Annotated in this window: 18 protein-coding genes and 1 pseudogene; 7 read left to right on the top strand and 12 right to left on the bottom strand. The window is 55.1% G+C overall.

The window, feature by feature from the left end:
- Positions 1–388 precede the first annotated feature (388 nt).
- The gene (locus H7A77_RS05040) at positions 389–1,237 is read left to right on the top strand and encodes a hypothetical protein (RefSeq protein ID WP_182073892.1); all 849 of its coding nucleotides are present in this window, start codon (positions 389–391) and stop codon (positions 1,235–1,237) included.
- A 66-nt stretch (positions 1,238–1,303) separates the two neighbouring features.
- Here the strand turns inward: H7A77_RS05040 and H7A77_RS05035 are convergent, their stop codons facing one another.
- The 6 genes and pseudogenes from H7A77_RS05035 to eco all read right to left on the bottom strand — a co-directional run bounded on the left by H7A77_RS05035 (position 1,304) and on the right by eco (position 7,217).
- A complete protein-coding gene (locus H7A77_RS05035) occupies positions 1,304–1,471 on the bottom strand; it encodes a hypothetical protein (RefSeq protein ID WP_255443854.1) in 168 nt (55 codons plus the stop codon).
- 80 nt (positions 1,472–1,551) lie between these two features.
- A pseudogene (locus tag H7A77_RS05030) lies at positions 1,552–2,882 on the bottom strand (replication endonuclease); the annotation flags it as partial.
- Between the two features lie 323 nt (positions 2,883–3,205).
- On the bottom strand, positions 3,206–3,949 hold the full coding sequence (locus H7A77_RS05025) for an ankyrin repeat domain-containing protein (protein WP_182073891.1): 744 nt from the start codon (positions 3,947–3,949) through the stop codon (positions 3,206–3,208).
- Positions 3,950–4,037: 88 nt separating this feature from the next.
- On the bottom strand, positions 4,038–4,811 hold the full coding sequence (locus tag H7A77_RS05020; RefSeq protein WP_182073890.1) for an ankyrin repeat domain-containing protein: 774 nt from the start codon (positions 4,809–4,811) through the stop codon (positions 4,038–4,040).
- Entirely contained in the window at positions 4,808–6,289 is a 1,482-nt protein-coding gene (locus tag H7A77_RS05015; protein ID WP_182073889.1) for a phospholipase, read from the bottom strand. Before H7A77_RS05015 ends, H7A77_RS05020 begins: the two co-directional genes overlap by 4 nt.
- 415 nt (positions 6,290–6,704) lie before the next feature.
- Positions 6,705–7,217 carry a serine protease inhibitor ecotin gene (eco, locus tag H7A77_RS05010; protein WP_033642514.1) on the bottom strand — a complete coding sequence of 171 codons (513 nt, stop codon included), beginning with the start codon at positions 7,215–7,217 and terminating at the stop codon, positions 6,705–6,707.
- A 291-nt stretch (positions 7,218–7,508) separates the two neighbouring features.
- On the opposite strand from eco, the gene H7A77_RS05005 reads away from it, so the two are divergent.
- The gene (locus H7A77_RS05005; RefSeq protein WP_033642513.1) at positions 7,509–8,243 is read left to right on the top strand and encodes a phosphatase PAP2 family protein; all 735 of its coding nucleotides are present in this window, start codon (positions 7,509–7,511) and stop codon (positions 8,241–8,243) included.
- Between the two features lie 5 nt (positions 8,244–8,248).
- Positions 8,249–8,854, top strand: a complete 606-nt coding sequence (gene ybjG, locus H7A77_RS05000; protein WP_033642512.1) for an undecaprenyl-diphosphate phosphatase — start codon at positions 8,249–8,251, stop codon at positions 8,852–8,854.
- 39 nt (positions 8,855–8,893) lie between these two features.
- Here the strand turns inward: ybjG and H7A77_RS04995 are convergent, their stop codons facing one another.
- Positions 8,894–9,727, bottom strand: a complete 834-nt coding sequence (locus H7A77_RS04995) for a hypothetical protein (protein ID WP_033642511.1) — start codon at positions 9,725–9,727, stop codon at positions 8,894–8,896.
- A 217-nt stretch (positions 9,728–9,944) separates the two neighbouring features.
- Between H7A77_RS04995 and deoC the strand changes: the two genes are divergently transcribed.
- The 4 genes from deoC (at position 9,945) to H7A77_RS04975 (ending at position 15,284) form a co-directional block, all read left to right on the top strand.
- A complete protein-coding gene (gene deoC, locus H7A77_RS04990) occupies positions 9,945–10,625 on the top strand; it encodes a deoxyribose-phosphate aldolase (RefSeq protein ID WP_033642510.1) in 681 nt (226 codons plus the stop codon).
- Between the two features lie 153 nt (positions 10,626–10,778).
- Positions 10,779–11,543 carry a DNA-binding transcriptional repressor DeoR gene (deoR, locus tag H7A77_RS04985; protein WP_042784074.1) on the top strand — a complete coding sequence of 255 codons (765 nt, stop codon included), beginning with the start codon at positions 10,779–10,781 and terminating at the stop codon, positions 11,541–11,543.
- Positions 11,544–12,524: 981 nt separating this feature from the next.
- Entirely contained in the window at positions 12,525–13,823 is a 1,299-nt protein-coding gene (locus tag H7A77_RS04980) for an HAAAP family serine/threonine permease (protein WP_182073888.1), read from the top strand.
- Between the two features lie 93 nt (positions 13,824–13,916).
- Positions 13,917–15,284, top strand: a complete 1,368-nt coding sequence (locus H7A77_RS04975; RefSeq protein WP_004938700.1) for an L-serine ammonia-lyase — start codon at positions 13,917–13,919, stop codon at positions 15,282–15,284.
- Positions 15,285–15,338: 54 nt separating this feature from the next.
- Here H7A77_RS04975 and H7A77_RS04970 read toward each other — a convergent pair whose 3' ends face one another.
- The 5 genes from H7A77_RS04970 to H7A77_RS04950 are packed head-to-tail and all read right to left on the bottom strand — an operon-like array spanning position 15,339 to position 19,076.
- Positions 15,339–16,004 carry a helix-turn-helix transcriptional regulator gene (locus tag H7A77_RS04970; RefSeq protein WP_069100894.1) on the bottom strand — a complete coding sequence of 222 codons (666 nt, stop codon included), beginning with the start codon at positions 16,002–16,004 and terminating at the stop codon, positions 15,339–15,341.
- Positions 16,001–17,389 carry an FKBP-type peptidyl-prolyl cis-trans isomerase N-terminal domain-containing protein gene (locus tag H7A77_RS04965; protein ID WP_182073887.1) on the bottom strand — a complete coding sequence of 463 codons (1,389 nt, stop codon included), beginning with the start codon at positions 17,387–17,389 and terminating at the stop codon, positions 16,001–16,003. Before H7A77_RS04965 ends, H7A77_RS04970 begins: the two co-directional genes overlap by 4 nt.
- Positions 17,386–17,808, bottom strand: coding sequence for a hypothetical protein (locus H7A77_RS04960; RefSeq protein ID WP_182073886.1), 423 nt, complete (start codon positions 17,806–17,808; stop codon positions 17,386–17,388). Before H7A77_RS04960 ends, H7A77_RS04965 begins: the two co-directional genes overlap by 4 nt.
- A gap of 24 nt (positions 17,809–17,832) precedes the next feature.
- Positions 17,833–18,387, bottom strand: a complete 555-nt coding sequence (locus H7A77_RS04955; RefSeq protein WP_149543025.1) for a fimbrial protein — start codon at positions 18,385–18,387, stop codon at positions 17,833–17,835.
- Positions 18,388–18,437: 50 nt separating this feature from the next.
- A complete protein-coding gene (locus tag H7A77_RS04950) occupies positions 18,438–19,076 on the bottom strand; it encodes a fimbrial protein (protein WP_182073919.1) in 639 nt (212 codons plus the stop codon).
- Between the last annotated feature and the right edge of the window lie 49 nt (positions 19,077–19,125).

The following is a 19,125-nucleotide window of genomic DNA, read 5'->3' as shown; positions in this document are numbered from 1 at the left end:
CATTACATCCATCATTATCATGAATCCTCCCTCATTACCACTACAAAAAACACATACATAATTAGAAAGCTATTTATTTCCCACGTTTATTAATGCAACTTAACTCTATCATCCATAATAATTAGTATTGTTATGAACAACGCGCAATGCTATCCCCGCCTCGCCTGCCCGCTTCATGTATCGCTTTTAATGCAGTTGCATAATCCAACACGATCCGCGCCAGTGCTGGCGCTGCGAGGGTAAAAGTCACACCGGATCATCATGCGATTTCATGCACCTAGTACATGCATATCATACTGTATACTGGATTATGGCTTTAAGTACTCGCCTTCATTAAAGGCTAAATATAAAATAATTACTTCAGAATCTGACCTTGGGGTAAAAGTCAATGTGGATAAAAATAAAGAAAATAATCTCTGTATGGTTGCTTAATCATTACATATCAGTTTTTGTAAGAAAAAAAACACCAGATAGATTATCCCTATCGTCGGAAAAATCAAAGCACTATGACCTTTACGAAGTAAGATTTTATCCTAAGGAGGATAAAAACTACTTACTTAATGATGTTGCGGGAAATAATGAGGTAAGTGTCTTTGAATGGGATGATTTTGGCCAGAAAAAAAACAAGCAAGTACATATTAAACACCTTAGCACTATGCAACATCAAATAATTCATTATTATAAAGGTCACATATTAGAATATGATGACATCATTAAATATGCCATTGATAAAACAATTATGCTTAGGTGCATAAGGATTTTTATCTCCAACATAGTAAATAAAACATCCCTATATTTATTCTACAGAAAGAAGTTAGTTATTGCCAACAGAATGAAGTTATTAGACATGTTAATCGAAGATAGAATATCATCTGGTGATAATTATCAGGGGAAAGATAAGATTGCAATATTATCCCTACATTTCAACCAACATTGGATTCTGCATCCGGATAAAGATAGGTTAATGAAAACTATACAGTTATATTTGGAGTCTTTCATTTCCGGAGGTGAGGTAATAGTCATCAATAACTTTAATTATAAAGTTACTGGAAAGGCATTGGAAACATATACTAAGTACATTCAAGAAGAACAACGACACCAACAAGCAATAAAACAACAAAAGAACATGATATATTTGACCATTGTTATATCCATACTAACACTATTCACCACCATTTCAGCTTTAGGACAAGCTGGAATTATAAGCTTTCCAACGTTGATAAATCTAAAAGGCTGAACTAAGGAGATAACAGGTGCGCATAAAGCGCACCTTCTAGTAAAAATTAAATAATGGAAAAGGTAGTTAGTTGCATTTCAAGCTAACATCCTCAACCAGAATATTTCCACGCATTATTTCTGCTAATTCAGAAATCCATATCAGTGCAATATCTTTATCTTTCGTTTGGCTCTCATAACAACCCCCCAGACGGGCGATGAGTTCAATTCTTTCTAAAACAACCACTTCATCCACTGCTTGCACTCTTTCCCTCCGATGCTTAATTACTGCATATATATACAGCATATGCCTATCAGATTTAATTGCGCAAGAAATTATTGGAAGCCCGCCGAATCGCTAACCGCTGGATAGTGCATTGAAATATCACCAAATTTGACTTTAGCGCCGCGCACCACTGCCTCAAGTTCCCAGCGCGTCGGCTCGACGCCATGTAGTGCCAGCTCTGAGTAAATTCTGGTTACACGATCGTGCTCGTTGGTAGTCAATCTGGCCGAGGCAGCAGGCTCTATGCGCTTATGTGGGTCAATTCCTCTTTGCTGCCTGTTTATCTGCGGAGCATTTGCCCGTAAACGCGTCATAACAGACAGTGCAACGGTCATGTCATCCCAGTCATCTGGGTTTCCGGTGCACGTTCCATCACCGCCACAGCCTCTACAGGCTCCCCATCCTGCGTATTTTCGGTGCCACCGCTGCCGACCAACCCACAGTTATTGACAGGACTCCGAGGCGCGCCGGAGGCGCTTTTCAAAGTCAAAGGCTCAACGGCAACGGCTTTAGCGACGATGCGCCATTGCGTGGTGCGGGTTTAATAAACGCGATCGGCGCCGATATGCGGGGCAAAAATCCCCGCGATTTTCTACACTTCTTCGTCATAGGCGTTGCGTTCGTCGGCAACCCGGCGAGCTACACGCACGGTCTGATCGTCGCGGGCAACGTTAGGGCCACCCTGCGCCAGAATATAAGCGGCAAAATCACCTGCATCGGCAGCAGCGCGCACCGCTCAACGGTTTCGTCAAACTCATCGGCCAGACTGACAGAGCGGATCTTGCGGCACTCACGCCATGCGCCGCGCGACGGCAGGCCGATAAAGTGGAATTGAGGGATACGCCATGTTGACACCCACGCGGTGACGGCGGCCGCCGTATCAGTCACATAATCGCGCTCGCCGTCCAGCGCGTAGCCGTCGATGTTTTTTGCAATGTATTTGGCGATATAGCCCGCCGCGCCGCCTTTGTTCAGGTGCTTGCAGTCAAAACGATTTTTGGCGGCGTCGCCATCTTCAGCCGTGGCATAACGGCGCATGATGTCGATCACCTGCTGGCGCTGTTTTTTTGGAGGTAAACAGCATCATATGCCAGTGCGGCGTCGCATCATGGTGCGGTTCGACAACGCGCACGCCGTAGGCCTGCAGGCCCGCATCTTTAAACGCCGTGCGGATCTTGCTAAACAGCTTCACAGGATAGCGCTGGCCGTCTTTTGGCGTGTAGGCTTCATCGTCCCACTTGTGGTTAAAATGCACCTTTGGGCTGTTCTTGCCGACGGCGCGCGTCGGGTGATATTTGGATGGGGTGGTGAGGGTGATAAACATCCCTTTATCGCCACGGATAGCAGCGGCCTGCTCAAAATCGGCGATCATCGTCATTAGCGAGGAAATCGGTTTTTTGTTGCCTGGAACAGACTCCGATGGCCGCCGTTACTTACCTCACCATCAGGCATAAAGCATCCTATCTCTGAGCGTCGCTTACGCCAGCCTCCCTATCAATGTGCAGGTTTCAACATAGAAACGCTGCTTGTGGGTCCTCCACTGTTCAAGAGATGGCGTCACAAACGGGACTTAACAACAGCACTCTCGTCGCCGTCGGCTGGGTGCTCTTTGGTGGCTCATTCCATCATCTTCCTGTATATCATAACGTCATGTTACCGCACTGAAAGAAGACCAGCATTGTCCCCCATGATAGTCGAGACTATCTAATTCACCTGTTTTATTTTTTCTTTAATTTTAATTAGTTTCTTTATATACGCATTGCTCTTATCCCCTTTAGCTATTTCCGCAGAAATCAGCGAGAGGAAGCTGTCATTAAAATCATCTTTGGCTAATGGATTAGCTCCATGAGCCAAAAGAACCTCAATGTGTTCTGGGCAACTGTTATACAGCGCATTAATTAATGGCGTTCTGTTCATAGCCCCTTTGATATTAACATCAGCTTTGTAGGCTATTAGAGTACTCAATGTCTCTGTATTAACCGCTTGAAAACTTTTGAAAATTATTGGCTGATTGTTTATTTCATCCCTTGCATTAGGCGATAGTCCGCCTTCAAGCATAGCCTGTATCCAGACGCCTTTATCCGCTTTCATGACATACTCAGCCGGGCTACTTCTCCCTTCCGGCCTTGGCTGCAATGGGTCTGCTCCCGCCTTGACCAAATCCGTAATGATCTTGAGCCGCTCTGGCGTGTTCTTGTCAAAGATAGCGTTATTTATCGCCCAGAATAACAACGTCATCTCCGCCTTGGCCGGTCGATTTAACGTTTCTTTGCTCACCGTCGATAAAACCTTATCCAGCTTTTGTCTGTCACCCTCGTAGATGATATTGGCGATGTCCAGCTGCGTCCCTTCAAAATAATCTTGTGGCTGTAGATCCCTACCTTGTTCGCATCCCTGCATCATGAGCATCGACAGCAACATGATAATGATAAGAGCGCTGTGCCTCATGCCATCTCCATTTTAAGCGTAACCACGGTTCAACTTTGCTTTTTCACCGTATCAGCATCCCTCTATGCCCTTGGATACTGAGAACGGCTTATTGACTGACAGGGAGAGGTGGCCATTTCCCACCACGCTTAATTAGCTCGTCTTTGATGCGCTCAAGAGACGCTTTCGCCTCGCTGCCATCCTGACTTCTATTAATCAGCCGTTGCAGTTGATTGCCCATCGTCCAACCTGAGTTGCCTCTTATATCGCTATTGGCGCCTTTTTCTAATAGAAAAATGACGTGGTCATAGGAGTGATAATCTAAAGCATCGATGAGCAGCGTATCACCCAGTGAATTTCTTATATTTATATCAGCGCCATAATCCAACATGACCTCTAATGTCTCTGTGTTTTTTGCAAAGATGCTATTGAATATAATGGGTTGATTATGAACCTTATCCTTAGCATTTGGAGAGAGTCCGCCCTCTAACATAGCCTGTATCCAGATGCCTTTATCCGCTTTCATAACAAATTCAGCGGGACTACCCGGCGTGTTAGATTGAGGCTGTAAAGGGTCTGCTCCGGCTTTTACCAAGTCAGTGATAATTTTCAGCCTTTCAGGTGTGGTTTTGTCATAGATGGCATTGTTTATTGCCCAAAACAATAAGGTCATTTCTTCCTTAGCTGGACGATTTAAGATCTCTTTGTTTACTGATGACAATAAGTTATCCAACTGCGGCCTGTCACCATCATAAATGGCTTTGGCAATGTCCAATTGCTGACCGTCAAAATAATCCTGTGGTTGTAAATCCATACCTTGTTTGCACCCCTGCATGATGAGCGTAGACACTAGCATCGTGATAATGAGTATGATTTTTTTCATATTCGTCCCTTGATTGTGGCAATGTCATCGTCTTTCTCATTTTCAATGCATTGTATCGCCTGGTCTATACCGTGCTTATCCAGCAGTGAACCTGTTCCACCGGGAAGCGTATGCTTTACTCCCACGGCGTCAGGCGCCAACATGGACAACCGTTCTTTCGCCATCACCGCAGGCGGATAAAATTTGAGGTCTTTGGCATCCTCCCACAAATCAACCTCCTGCAGCTTGGTCAACAGCTCTCCTTTTACGCGATACGCCTGAATATTATCGGCGCTGCCTATTATAGAGCCGCCGTATTTTTCGACGGTTCCCGCATTCAGGCCTGCTGCATTAAACGTCCAAGCCGGTTTGCCGCTGGCCATAGAGGCCGCGGACGCCATACCTCCTCCTAATGAATGACCTGCAACGTCGATATTGGATACTTTTGAAATTTTATCGCCAATACCAACCGCTTTTTTGTAGTATTCAGAATTAAGTCCTATTCCTTGAGCACCGTTGTTTTTCCAGTCACTGAGATTTTTAACGCCTGACAAGTCCCCCCTTAATAAGGCTTTTTGGGCTGCGTGGCTTATCCCCTCCGGGAATTCTGGTGCGCGCGATCCGCGGAACACCACCGTCGGGTTCATCGCCTTACCAAAGACACTCTCGTCTGGCTGATAAACTCGGGCTAAAAAATCGGGATTCATTGGTTTGTCATAAAGCATGTTACTGCTCAAACCTAGCCGACCCAGCGCCCCATCATTGTTACTGATATCCTTCCAGCCTTCAGGGATGTCTATCGTGTCCTTGAGCGGGTTAGTGGTCTTATAGACATTCTCAGCCAACTTCGCCTTTTCGACCGCGATGTTGTTCTCCGCCAGGCGCTGTGCCGCCAGGCGCGCATCCGGGTAAATGCTGCGGTTGCCTCGCCCTATCAGGTACTGGCGTTCTTGCCAGCGTTCTGCCTTGGTCAGTGGACGGATGGCCTGCACCGTGGCGGCAACGGTTGCCACTGCGGTCGCGATGGCTTGTTGCAGAGGGGGATTCCGGGTCGTACTCTGCCTCGCCGGCAGCACCGTCGGTTTTGCCCGGTGGCCATAGCGGCTGACCATTTCTTCATAGCGGGCGATCACGCGCCCGGTAGGATAAAAGGCGGGAAGAGAGCTGCCTGGGTAGCGCTGTAATCGGCCTTCCGCGTCGACGTAAAAGGCATATTTCGTCGGCGTCCAGGTGCCCATTCCCTGATCAATCGCCAGCAAGCCGCCCCGGTTGATCTCATCGAGTACGCTGCGCTTCATAGCCACGTCCTCACGATAACCGGTGACGCCAATCCCGGATTGAGTATTGCGGGTGATCGGATACCGGCTGCTTATCGATATGCCGGCCGCGCCGCCGAACAAATAATGCCGTTCCAGCTCATGCCGCGCTGCTGTCGGGTTAAGTATCCTGGAAAAGCTTTCCGGCACCGTGTGTTCAGAGGAGAAATGAATCAGTTTCATACGGTGCCTGCCCACTCGCAGGGTTCCGTGGTCGGCACAGGCGCACCATCATCAAGCAACTCGCCAGGTGTGCGGCTGTTACGGGGCTCGTCGAGCGTTAGCGAACGATAACGCATTGGATATCCTTATCTTCTGTGTCATTCCATTAATAGGGCATGCGCAAAATTATCACACTTCAGTAAAGATTTCTTTGCTCTATTTCTATACGCGCGCATCCTCTTCCATCCATGCAGCTGCGTGCTTCCTGTGCACTTGTGAAGAGGTATTGGCTTGCGTATTTCGTTGCCATGTCGCGCCTAAAAGCCACGTCCGAAAGCAATCAGTCGAGTGTCAAAGATGCGGGAATGATCAGGAGACAGGAAGGAGAAAGGCTCCGCCAACCGGGAATGGCCAGCGGAGCGGCATCAGGCGGCGGTTATTTCTGCTCAGCCTGGCTTACGGTGTCTTCGGCTTTCCAGATGCGGTATTTCACTTCCGCGTCTTTCGGCGCATACACCACGATCGGCAGGCGGCTGTTGTAGCGCTGCATCGCGGCGTCGCCCAGGTTAGCGGCGATGAATTTCTTGGTCTTGGTATTGTCCGGGCAGGCCATCATGGTCGAGGCCGGTTCAGACAGCTTCTCCAGCACCAGGTAGTCGTAACCCCAGCCGGACAGGGTTTTGGTCTCCAGCGTGCCGCCAATCATATGGCGGTTGCAGTCCACTTCCAGCGTCTTGCCGATCAGCAGTTCTACCTTGTAGTTCTCTTCGTGCTCTTGCTTCGGCAGGTAGATCACCTGGCGATTCATGCCCTTCTCGGCTTTCGGGTAAGGCGCGACTTTTTCCAGCGGCTGTTTGCTCATGTCTGCGTCATCGCCAGAGGTCGCCGCCATAGCGCCAGCGGAAACGGCCATCAGCAGGCCGGAAAATACAACGGATGCCTTGTTCATGTTTTATCCCTACACTTTGTCAAATAATCCGACTATAAACTAATACACTACCGCCAAGCCCGCCACAGGTTTAATCTTCTTTACAATATGTGATCAATAGTGACAATCGCCTTATATAAACCGTTAAGCGGAGCAATTAGCCAGCACCCCCTCGGGTTAAGACGAGAAAAACAAGCGATTACCTTCGCACAAGCGGGTGTATCAGATAGGGTTTTCTTGCCGGCGGACTAAGGTTTTCTTAAGACAGAATTATTACAGTGACGTCATTCAATCCTGTCACCGAGCCTGCGCGTGAATCCAGAATCGTCATTAAATCAATCCTCAACGACACCGCAAATTAAGACAACCGCCCTTTACTCCCTGTCGACATCCTTTTACCGTTGGCAGGTTTTTGGCCTGCTGATCAGCGGTCTGGCGTTTCTGTGGCTCTCCCGCAACGAACAGCTGGATTGGGCGATCAGCAACTATTGGTACGATGCCGCCAGCGGGCATTTCCCGTGGCAAAACAATTATTGGCTGGATCTGATCAATCACCGCCTGTTGAAGCAGATAGTGATCGTAGGGGCGGTGCTGACGCTGTTTTGGGGCATCTATCGCCGCAGCGCGCGCCTGATCGTGACCATGCTGCTGATTGGCATCGGCCCGCTGGTGGTGGGCATTCTCAAAGCCACCAGCGCGCACTCCTGCCCGTGGGATCTGATTGAGTACGGCGGCAAAGCGATGTCTTTCCCGCTATTCGGCGCGGTACCGGCACTGCCGGGCCCCGGCCGCTGTTTCCCCGGCGGGCACGCCTCGAGCGGTTTCGCGGTGATGGCGTTGTTTTTCCTGTTTTATCCGCAGCGTCCGCGCCTCGCCTGGTGGTGTTGGTGCGGCGGCATCGCGCTTGGCATGGTGATGGGCTTTGGTCAGATCATGCGCGGCGCACATTTTCTTACCCATAACCTGTGGGCGGGTTGGTGGGTTTGGTTAAGCCAGTTGGCTATTTATTGGACGGTTAGCGGCTATTGGCGCCGCAAGACGAGGTAACGGTTATGGAACAGTTGAACCATTTTCTTTTCGCCTGGATCAATGCGACTCCGGCGTCTCCCGAATGGATGATCGATTTCGCCACCTTTTTGGCGCGCGATCTGATCATCATCGTGCCGCTGCTGATCGTCGGTCTTTGGCTGTGGGGGCCGCAAAGCCAGCTGGTTTCGCAACGCCAGGTGGTAGCGAAAACCACTATCGCGCTGCTGTTCGCCATGCTTGCCGCTTCCGCTATCGGCGCGCTGCTGCCGCATGAGCGCCCGTTCGTCGCCGGCGTCGGTTATACCTTCCTGCCACACGCGCCGGACAGCTCGTTCCCGAGCGATCACGGCACCGCCATCTTTACCTTCGCGCTGGCGTTCCTGTTCTGGCACCGCGTTTGGTCCGGCGTGCTGCTGATGATCGTCGCCGTCGGCATCGCCTGGTCACGCGTTTACCTCGGCGTGCACTGGCCGCTGGATATGGTCGGCGGTTTCCTGCTCGGCCTGGTGGGCTGCCTGTTCGCCCAACTGGTGTGGAATCTGTTCGGCGATGTCATCGCCGACAGGCTGTCGCGCCTGTATCGTTTCCTGTTCGCCTTCGCCATTCGCCGCGGTTGGGTGAAAGAGTAACCGCACAACATGACAGGGGCGTTACCGCCCCTGCTTATTTCACACCACGCCGGTGGTCACGCAGAACGCCCGCGTTTTTCCCGCTCCCAGCATCACTCCCTCACCCTCTGGCGCATTCGGGCGGCAGTTTGCCGGCTGGATAAAGGAAAGCAACTGCCGGTTGCCCTGAACGGCGATGCGCCGGAGACCATAGTTGAATTGCCCGGTGGCGAAACGCGTTACATAGCGCCGGCCTTGCGGCGCCAGCATAAAGAATTCGGCTCGGTCCACGTAGCGAGACAGATCCTCGGAACACAGCAGTTCCTGCCCGAGCGCCTCCCCCAACAGCGCCGGCGTCGGCAAGTTTTGGCGGAATACCGCGTCGGGAATGCAATCGTAGTTGAGGCGGCACACATAGCGCAGCGGCTGCGGCCGATCGGCCAGATTGGTGACTTTCATCTCAATGGCGAACTGCGCGCTCTGCGCCGCCAAACGCAGCGCCGGGCCGATGCGCCATCCCTCGCCCAACCGCTCGCCTTCGCCCTGCAACGTCAGCTCGTCGCCCGCCAGCTGCAGCCACACGCGTTGCATCTGGAGCGATGCGCCGTCGTGACTCGGCCAGGCGGGGCAGAACGCGGCGACATCATCGCGCTTTCTTCCGGCGCCCCGCCCGCTGCGGCGGCCCGATTTCAATGAGTAACCGTCAAATTCAGCATCCCAAATCGCCAGGCCCTGATACGGCAAGACCGTCAGTGCCCCGCGCCGATTCGCCAGCGTCAGCATTGGCCCGCGCTCTGCGCAGCGATGGGCGCTCACCGCGAAATCCGCATTGCGGAACAGCGCCTGCCGATGCGCCCCGAACGCGGCAGGAACCAGATCAATGTTGATTTTCATCGTTTTCCCTCGACATTTCGCCCGCGCAGGCCGCGAGCGGCCGCTGAAAATGTTATTTAAATAACAAATACACCTCCCCTAAGTTATACATATAACAGTGAGATAACTATGATCTCGTCGACATTTTTCAAATCCCGCTAGGTTTACCCGCATTGCAATGTTATTATTTTCACATCCTCTATCAACGCTCTTTTCTCAACTTCATTAAGGAACCGCGATGACCTCCGAAAACATCGATTACGCCCGCTATGTCGACCACACCCTGCTGGCCATGGACGCCACCGAAATGCAGATCGCCAAACTGTGCGAAGAAGCCCAGCAGCACAACTTCTATGCGGTGTGCGTCAACTCCGGCTACGTGCCGTTGGCAGCCCAGCTGCTGCAGGAAAGCACCGTGAAAGTCTGCTCGGTGATCGGTTTCCCGCTGGGCGCCGGCCTGACCGTCGCCAAAGCCTTTGAAGCCAAAGCGGCGATCGCCGCCGGCGCGCAAGAGATCGATATGGTGATCAACGTCGGCTGGCTGAAAAGCGGCCTGCTGGACGAAGTGAAAGCCGACATCGCCGCCGTGCGCGAGGTTTGCGCGGCGATCCCGTTGAAGGTAATATTGGAAACCTGCCTGCTCAGCGATGCGCAGATCGTCCAGGTTTGTGAAATGTGTCGCGAACTCGATGTCGCCTTCGTTAAAACCTCCACCGGCTTCAGCACCGGCGGCGCTCGGGAAGAGCACGTCAAACTGATGCGCGAGACGGTGGGCAGCGAAATGGGCGTGAAAGCTTCCGGCGCCGTGCGCGATCGCGCCACCGCCGAGAAGATGATCAAAGCCGGCGCCACGCGTATCGGCACCAGCTCCGGCGTTGCCATCGTATCCGGCGCGCAGGCGGCGGCTGGCAGCTACTGATCGTCGGCGCGCCTTGACGGGCGCAGCCAATACACTCCGATGCGGGACAATACGGGCGGCCGATGCGGCCCGATATTGCCCCGCATCGTTGTGTTTAGCGCCGGAAACGGCGGCACGCTTTTTTACCTCTACTACCTGTGGGAAGACGGATCTATGGAAACGCGGCGCGAAGAACGTATCAACCGGTTAGTTCAGGCGTTAAAACGCGCTGACAAGATCCACCTGAAAGAAGCCGCCGCGCTGCTGGGGGTCTCGGAGATGACCATTCGCCGCGATCTGAGCGCCGAGCCGGCGGCGGTGGTGCTGCTCGGCGGCTATGTGGTGACCGATCCGCGCAGCAACGGCGTGACCAACTACTTCGTTTCCGATCAAAAAGCCAAACAGGTCACGGAGAAACGGCGCATCGGCCTGCTGGCGGCGCCGTTGATCAATGAAAACGACACGGTGTTTTTCGACTGCGGGACCACTACCCCGACGATCATCGACGCCATTGCCGACGAACTGACCTTCACCGCCGTGTGCCATTCGCTGAACACCTTCCTGGCGCTGCAAGACAAACCGAATTGCAAGGTGATCCTGTGCGGCGGCGAGTTCAAACCGAACAACTACATCTTTTCCAGCGTCGGCGGCCGTAATGAGCTCGATCACATCTGCCCGAACATCGCCTTTATCTCCGCCGCCGGCCTCAGCCTGAGGCACGGCGCCACCTGCTTCAACTTCGACGAGCTGGAGATGAAGCATCGCGCGATGGCGATGGCGCAGCAAAAGATCCTGGTGGCGGATCACAGCAAGTTCGGCAAAATCAAGCCGGCCTGTATCGGCCCGCTGACGCAGTTCGATCGGGTGATCACCGATCGCCAGCCGGACGCCGACTTCATGGCGTTCTTCAACGATAACGCCATCGCTACCCGCTATTGATCCCCCTTCAGCGCCGTCGGAAACGACGGCGCGCCGCTGAAATCTCTCTTTTCCCACAGCCCGAGATGAACAAATAATGCGCAATCGATACGCATTTTTCGCTTATCCTCACGCAACATCAGGTTAATAAAATGCAACAGGTCACCCGAGTGATTATTTTCTCTCTGGTCAAACCCGCCTTCGGCTGGATGAATTAACGACTATTTATGGCTTTTATATGATAAATCGCGCCAAAGACCGGGATGTTTAAATAAACGGCCGGTTAGGCTATTGCAGCAAATCTCGCCAATACCTGTTAGCTATCTGTTATTTATATGATGAATGGTTACGCATTTTTATCCGCTAACCACGTAAGTAATTTCCCTTCGTTACTAGCGGTGTTTTTCAATTAAAATCCTTTAAAAACAAATCAATACTTCCCATTTGACTTAAAAATACAATGTGATCTACGTCACTAAAACTGCTTAATCCGGGTTTTTAGCTAGATCCAAAACCACGCATAAAATATATTGCTCGGCTTGCTGCTGAGCACAGCGCTTTATCCGGCTAATTATTGTACAAGCCGCATAATCGCAGAAATTTTTATGAGAGCGTTCTCAGCACAAAATCTTACACAAATGTGCAACAAATGCGCGAAAAATCGATAAAAAAGCAGATAACTGCACATATTACGCATTTGAGAGCAGGATCACGGTTGTTTCTACTGTAAATCGTTATCTTGCCGCCAACAAAAATCGACAGGCAAAGACCTGTCGGCAGCGGTAACGACTTTTATCACCCCGTGGCGGTGAAAAGTCTTTGGTGAATTACCCGGCGCTGTGCCTGTGGTAATGAACACAATAAACAACCAGGGGGACGCCAAAACATCCCCGCAAGCAACACCTGATTCTTACCGCAAGCGTTGCCTGAATAGGACGTTTGACGGTTTAACCTTAAGTTTTGCCTTTTAATTTTAAATTCGTGTTCACTTCGGAGATATTTATGGACACTACACAGACCGGCACAATTGCCTCTGCGGCTTCGGGTTCCAGCACTACCTGGCGTAAAACGGATACCATGTGGATGTTGGGCCTGTACGGCACCGCCATCGGCGCAGGCGTCCTGTTCTTGCCAATCAACGCCGGCATCGGCGGTTTGATTCCTTTGATCATCATGGCCATCATCGCTTTCCCGATGACCTTCTTTGCCCACCGCGGCCTGTGCCGTTTCGTTCTGTCCGGTAAAAATCCCGGTGAAGACATCACCGCCGTGGTAGAAGAGCACTTCGGCATCACCGCCGGTAAACTGATTACTCTGCTGTACTTCTTCGCCATCTACCCGATTCTGTTGGTTTACAGCGTGGCGATCACCAACACCGTCGACAGCTTCATTACCCACCAGTTGGGCATGACGTCGCCGCCGCGCGCCATCCTGTCGCTGATCCTGATCGTCGGCCTGATGACCATCGTGCGCTTCGGTGAGCAGGCCATCGTGAAAACCATGAGCATCCTGGTCTTCCCGTTCGTGGCGGTGCTGATGCTGCTGGCGGTATACCTGATCCCTAACTGGACCGGCGCCATCTTCGAAAACGTGTCGCTGTCCGGCAGCGGTACCGGCATGGGTCACGGCCTGATCATGACCCTGTGGCTGGCAATCCCGGTGATGGTGTTCTCCTTCAACCACTCGCCGATCATCTCCGCCTTCGCCGTCGCCAAACGCGAAGAGTACGGCGCAGACGCCGAGAAGAAATGCTCCCGCATTCTGGCTTATGCACACATCATGATGGTGCTGACCGTGATGTTCTTCGTGTTCAGCTGCGTGCTGAGCCTGACGCCGGAAAACCTGGCGGAAGCCAAGGCGCAGAACATCTCGATTCTGTCTTACCTGGCCAACCACTTTAACAACCCGATGATCGAGTACATCGCGCCGGTTATCGCCTTCGTCGCCATCACCAAATCGTTCCTGGGCCACTACCTGGGTGCCCGTGAAGGCTTCAACGGTCTGGTCGCCAAGTCGATGAAGAGCCGCGGCAAAACCATCAGCACCGCCAAGTTGAACCGCATGACCGCTATCTTCATGCTGGTGACCACCTGGATCGTCGCCACCCTGAACCCAAGCATCCTGGGCATGATCGAAACCCTGGGTGGCCCAATCATCGCCATGCTGCTGTTCCTGATGCCGATGTACGCCATCCGTAAAGTGCCTGCCATGCGCAAGTACAGCGGCCACATCAGCAACGTGTTCGTGGTTGTGATGGGTCTGATCGCCATCTCTGCCATCGTGTTCAGCCTGCTCGGCTAATCACGCCCGGCCGGCGCCGCTTGCGCGCCGGCCCTCCCGCACTCCCCCATTTCCCGTATTCACCGCCTGAAACCTGAAGAAGGAGGCGAGACCATGGTCAGCGTTTTCGATATTTTCAAAATCGGCATCGGCCCATCCAGCTCCCACACCGTTGGCCCGATGAAGGCCGGCAAACAGTTCGTCGACGATCTGATCGCGCACCAACAGTTGCAGGACACCACCCGCGTGGTGGTCGACGTCTACGGTTCGCTGTCATTGACCGGTAAAGGTCACCACACCGACATCGCCATCATCATGGGCCTGGCCGGCAACCTGCCGCACGATGTGGACATCGACAGCATTCCGGGCTTTATTCGCGACGTTGAGCAACGCGGCCGCCTGCCGCTGGCCAACGGCCACCACGAGGTGGATTTCCCGCTGCACGGCGGCATGAACTTCCACAGCGACAACCTGCCGCTGCATGAAAACGGCATGCGCATCCGCGCCTTCGCCGGTGAACGCCTGCTGCACAGCAAAACCTATTACTCGATCGGCGGCGGTTTTATCGTCGACGAAGAGCACTTCGGCCAGTCCGCCGAGGGCGCCACGCCGGTGCCCTATCCGTTCAAATCAGCGCACGATCTGCAGCAGCATTGCAAGGAGACCGGGCTGTCCTTGTCCGGCCTGGTGATGCAAAACGAGCTGGCGCTGCGCAGCAAGGCGGATATCGACGCGCATTTCGCCGATGTCTGGCAGGTGATGAGCGCCGGTATCGAGCGCGGCATCAACACCGAAGGGCTGCTGCCCGGCCCGATGAAAGTGCCGCGCCGCGCCGCCGCGCTGCGCCGCATTCTGGTGACCGGAGACAAGAACAATATCGATCCGATGAACGTGGTCGATTGGATCAACATGTTCGCGTTGGCGGTCAACGAAGAGAACGCGGCCGGCGGCCGCGTGGTCACCGCGCCGACCAACGGCGCGTGTGGCATCATCCCTGCGGTGCTGGCCTACTACGACAAGTTCATCCGCCCGGTGAACGCCAACTCCTACACCCGCTATTTCCTGGCGTCCGGCGTGATTGGCGCGCTGTACAAGATGAACGCCTCGATCTCCGGTGCCGAAGTGGGTTGCCAGGGGGAAGTGGGCGTGGCCTGTTCAATGGCGGCGGCCGGGTTGACCGAGCTGCTCGGCGGCAGCCCGGCGCAGGTGTGCATCGCGGCGGAGATCGCCATGGAGCACCATTTGGGGCTGACCTGCGATCCGCTCGCCGGCCAGGTTCAGGTGCCCTGCATCGAACGCAACGCCATTTCCGCTGTTAAGGCGGTCAACGCCGCACGCATGGCAATGCGCCGGACCAGCGAACCGCGGGTTTGTCTGGATAAGGTGATCGAAACCATGTACGAGACCGGCAAAGACATGAACGCCAAATACCGCGAAACCTCACAGGGCGGGCTGGCGATCAAGGTCGTGGCCTGCAACTGATCGCCACGGCGAGGCACTTAAGGCGCCGGCCGGTGTGACTTGGCCGGCGCCGTTTCAATAGCGATCCTTTCCTGCCGCAATTCCGGGCTGAATGCCCGCGCGAAGCCCCACAGCCCCGGGACGAGCGCTGTGCCGCAGCCAGCCGTAAAGTTCGGCATTACGCCGGAATCCCATTTTGCGCATGACGCTCATCTTGTGATTGCTGACCGTCTTCACGCTAATATCCAGCATCCGGGCGATTTGCGTGACTCCCATCTCCCGCGTCATGCAGCGCATGATCTCTTGTTCGCGCAACGTCAAGCCCCGGTGTTGGCATGCGCAGTTCCTGCCACAGCTCAGTCGGCCCGGCCATTTGCTGCGCCGCTCCAGCTCGGCGCTCACCTGATACAACGCCGAAACCAACGGCATATCGTGGTAGATGACGCCGGCCTCCAGCGAGCAGCGGTTACCGACGGTGCGTTTATGCCGTCCCTCCGGCGTTCGCAACGAGAAATACAGCGTTTTACGCCCCACGGGCTGCGCCTCAGAGAGGTGACAAAAACAGCTTTGCACGCCGGGAGGAAAATAGCAGAACACCAGATCGGCTTCATGAGCCTGCCGCGCATCCACTAACAGCGTGCGCTTGCCGTAAGTGCTGAAGTGCAGCGCCAGAGCCTCTTGCCAACCTGCGCTGAAGTATCGATTCTCATCAAATAGCGCGATTTTTATCATCGTGTTCATCCCTGCTCTCCCGCCGTGTCGGCTTCCCGTTTAACCGCCTGGACGCCCTTTGCCGGCGCCTGGCTGTTGTCGATGCGCAATTCATAAACCATGGTGGCGTTGGGCGGCACCTTCGGCGGGTAGCCGGTTTCACCGTAGGCCAGCGCCGGCGGCACGACCATCGTCAACGAGCCGTGGTTGTGCAGATGACTTATCGCCTCCCGGAACAGCGGCGGGTATTCGGACAGCGGTTGCGACAGCACCTTGCCGCTCAGATCCATATCCTGGATCACCGTGCCGTCGGTCAGCTTCTCTTTCACCACAACATCGACCACCGCCGTTGGCGCCAGCGCCCCCTCCCCGGCATAATCCACCCGATACCAGAAGCCCATCGCCGACTGCTTTACGCCCTTTTGTTGACTGAACTGCGTCAGGTAATCGTCATCGCGCCGCCGCTGCTGGTTAACGCGTTTCTCACGCGCGGCCACGGCGGCGGCATCCGCCTGCGCCGTCAACGTATTCAGTTCCTGCGGCGACAGCTGCAAACGTCCCGACACGCTGTCGATAACGCCCGCCAACAGGCTGTCGCGATCCACCGACACGCCCCAGCTTTGACGCTCCGTCATCAACCCCTGAATATCCCGCCCCAGCGCACTGCCCGCCGCATAGGACAACCGCTTGCGTTCATCCTTCAACTGCTCCGGCGTCATCTCCCATTGCAGCCGCTTACGCAACGCCAGCAGGTCTTCGCGCGCCTGCTGAGTCGCCTTCTGCTCACCGGCCCGCTTCTGCTCGCTTTCTTCCAACGCGGCGCGCAGAGCGTGCAACGCCTCCTGGTGCTCACGTTGGCGTTGTGCAAGCGTTTGTGCCGATGCCTGCGCGGCAGACTCAAGTTCGGTGACGCGCCGTTCGGCCTGCGCCGCCGTCGCTCTGCTTTTGGCGGTTTCCTGCGTCGCCTGACGCAACAGCGCCTCGGCGCGCTGCGCGTCGGGCGAACCACGCCAGGCGGCGCCCAGCCCGGCGATCCACTGTTGAAGCGTTGACGAGTCCGGCAACGCCGCGACGGGGGGGACCGCTTTCTCCGCCCGCAGCGCGGCGAGCTCCTGGCGCAGCGCCGTCAGCGCCATTCGCTGGCGCGCCAGCTGTTGATCGCGCGCCAATAATTCCTGGCTCAGCGTAAACGTTTTGGCCGGTGAGGCGGATTGACTGCTGTCCGACAGGCGCTTCGCCGGCTCACGCTTTTTTTTCCCTGACTCACGGTCGTCCGGCGCCGTTTTTTCGGTCGCCGGACCGATATTCTGCCGTTGATACTGCTCGGCAAACTGCAGCAGCGCCGGCACGCCGTCGTCCGCTTGCGCGACGCCGGTGAACAGCAAAGCGACACAGCCCAGCAGACGCAGCCTCATTTAACCTGCTCCCCGCGATCCGCCAGCCCGGTCAACACCGCCTGATTCACCCCGGCGCACAGATAGTTGACCTTGTAGCGATACAGCGCATCCACCGTCTCCTGCGTGTCACCGTTTACCCGGGCGCGCAGGTTGGCGTACTGGGAAGCGCCGCTCATCAGGCTGTCGAACGCCTGTTTGTAGCGCTGATACTGTTTCTCGTTGATCGTGCGCAATGCGCCCAGTTGCTCCTGACACTGCCTCAGTTGCTCGGCCTCACGCTGCTTGCGCAACACCTCTTCTGACGGAGGTTGCACAGCCTGATTTTGGGTGTTCACGGCAGGCTTGCCCGGCTTTTGGCTTTGGCAAGCGGCGGCGCTCAACGCCAACAGGCACAGCATCCCCATGCGCAGGGCGTGATTGACGTGCTTTCTCATCATTGCGTTTCTTGTCCTTGTAGACGCTTACTCGTATTCCAACGTAAAGGTGGCCACCGCGCTGAAGGTGCCGCGGCCGATGGACTTCGTCTGGATGGCTTCCGGTTCTCCCTGCACATAGGCTTGCAGCGTGAGTGTGGTGTTGCCGGCGTTCAGACGGAATTTATCGCTGGCGCGATTGATCGGCAGCGCCTTGCCGCTGCTGTCCTCCAGCCCGATGCCGATCCCCGACGCCAGGCTGCCGCCATCCAACGCCAACAGGCCGGGCAGTTTGGCGTTCTCAGTACCGGTAAACGTAATGGCCACCGTATTACCCAGGCTGAGATCGCACTCGGTCAGGTGCAACGCGAAGGTTTGGCTGTGGGTGCGGGTGTTCAGGTACAGGTATTTGTCGACGATGGTGCCGAAATCCAGTTGGATGTCCTCATCCCCCGGTTGTATGACACACGGCTCGGCCACCAGCGTACCGTGAAAGCGCATGTTTTCCGCCGCAGCCGCCGGCTGCGCCATCATGCCGGCCAGCATCACCATGCCGGCTCCCAGCAGCGCGCTTCGGCGCCGGTTCGTCTCTGTCGCGCGCATGACGCCACTCCCTTTGGTTATGCTTGCGCCTGCCAGGCGCAAGCGGCGTATTAGTCGTAATAAAGACGGAAATCGATCGCCGCGCGGTAAGCGCCGGCGCTCAGCGTCGCCGGAGTGCGCACCGGCGTCACCGTATACGTCAGGGTGTTTTGTCCCGGCGTCAGCAATACCGGTTTGTTGCGCGCGCCGAGGCGGACCGGCAGACCGCGGGCATCCGCCAACTGCAACCCCAAACCGGTGACGCCGGCGACCCTGACCAGACCCGGCGCGTCGTCATCCATCGGCGCGGAAAACGCGACGGACACCGCAGGCTGGCTGCCGCTCCAGGCCAGCACCCCGGTCCAGGCGTCGCGGTTGCTCGCCGGCGCCCGCAGGCAGTCTTTCAGCGTCAGCTCGAAGGCGACCGGCGTGCCGCGATCGCCCGGGCGCTGGAAGTGCGCCGTTCCCGTCTCGCCCAGCCATACCTCCTGGCGGGCGGTGGTCATTTCCAGACTGCAGGCGCTTTCCGTTAACGCGCCGTAGACGTGGAGCGTGCCGTTCGCCCCCTCAACGTCCCAGTTATCCACCGCGCGGGCCGGCGGCATCAGCATCAGCATCGTGCCCGCCGTCAGCGGCACCATCAGCGCGGCCAACACCGTCAGCCCAATAGTGCGTCGCTGATGACGTTCATAGGCCTTTCCCAACAGCATGGGGTTCTTTCGTTGCATGATTCGTTCACTCCGCTGTGTTCATGACTTG

Source organism: Serratia sp. ME47 (assembly GCF_903970925.1).
Classification (GTDB): domain Bacteria; phylum Pseudomonadota; class Gammaproteobacteria; order Enterobacterales; family Enterobacteriaceae; genus Serratia; species Serratia ureilytica.
Note: the sequence above shows the minus strand (reverse complement) of the source record. Positions and strands in the feature narration are given on the sequence as shown.

Bases quoted from the DNA above. Each gene is read 5' to 3' on its own strand.
- H7A77_RS04960 (WP_182073886.1), bottom strand. From the start codon at position 17,808: ATGATGAGAAAGCACGTCAATCACGCCCTGCGCATGGGGATGCTGTGC.
- deoC (WP_033642510.1), top strand. From the start codon at position 9,945: ATGACCTCCGAAAACATCGATTACGCCCGCTATGTCGACCACACCCTG.
- H7A77_RS05025 (WP_182073891.1), bottom strand. From the start codon at position 3,949: ATGAGGCACAGCGCTCTTATCATTATCATGTTGCTGTCGATGCTCATG.
- H7A77_RS05015 (WP_182073889.1), bottom strand. From the start codon at position 6,289: ATGAAACTGATTCATTTCTCCTCTGAACACACGGTGCCGGAAAGCTTT.
- H7A77_RS05020 (WP_182073890.1), bottom strand. From the start codon at position 4,811: ATGAAAAAAATCATACTCATTATCACGATGCTAGTGTCTACGCTCATC.
- eco (WP_033642514.1), bottom strand. From the start codon at position 7,217: ATGAACAAGGCATCCGTTGTATTTTCCGGCCTGCTGATGGCCGTTTCC.
- H7A77_RS04980 (WP_182073888.1), top strand. From the start codon at position 12,525: ATGGACACTACACAGACCGGCACAATTGCCTCTGCGGCTTCGGGTTCC.
- H7A77_RS05040 (WP_182073892.1), top strand. From the start codon at position 389: ATGTGGATAAAAATAAAGAAAATAATCTCTGTATGGTTGCTTAATCAT.
- H7A77_RS04970 (WP_069100894.1), bottom strand. From the start codon at position 16,004: ATGAACACGATGATAAAAATCGCGCTATTTGATGAGAATCGATACTTC.
- H7A77_RS04965 (WP_182073887.1), bottom strand. From the start codon at position 17,389: ATGAGGCTGCGTCTGCTGGGCTGTGTCGCTTTGCTGTTCACCGGCGTC.
- deoR (WP_042784074.1), top strand. From the start codon at position 10,779: ATGGAAACGCGGCGCGAAGAACGTATCAACCGGTTAGTTCAGGCGTTA.
- H7A77_RS04995 (WP_033642511.1), bottom strand. From the start codon at position 9,727: ATGAAAATCAACATTGATCTGGTTCCTGCCGCGTTCGGGGCGCATCGG.
- H7A77_RS04975 (WP_004938700.1), top strand. From the start codon at position 13,917: ATGGTCAGCGTTTTCGATATTTTCAAAATCGGCATCGGCCCATCCAGC.
- H7A77_RS04955 (WP_149543025.1), bottom strand. From the start codon at position 18,387: ATGCGCGCGACAGAGACGAACCGGCGCCGAAGCGCGCTGCTGGGAGCC.
- ybjG (WP_033642512.1), top strand. From the start codon at position 8,249: ATGGAACAGTTGAACCATTTTCTTTTCGCCTGGATCAATGCGACTCCG.
- H7A77_RS04950 (WP_182073919.1), bottom strand. From the start codon at position 19,076: ATGCTGTTGGGAAAGGCCTATGAACGTCATCAGCGACGCACTATTGGG.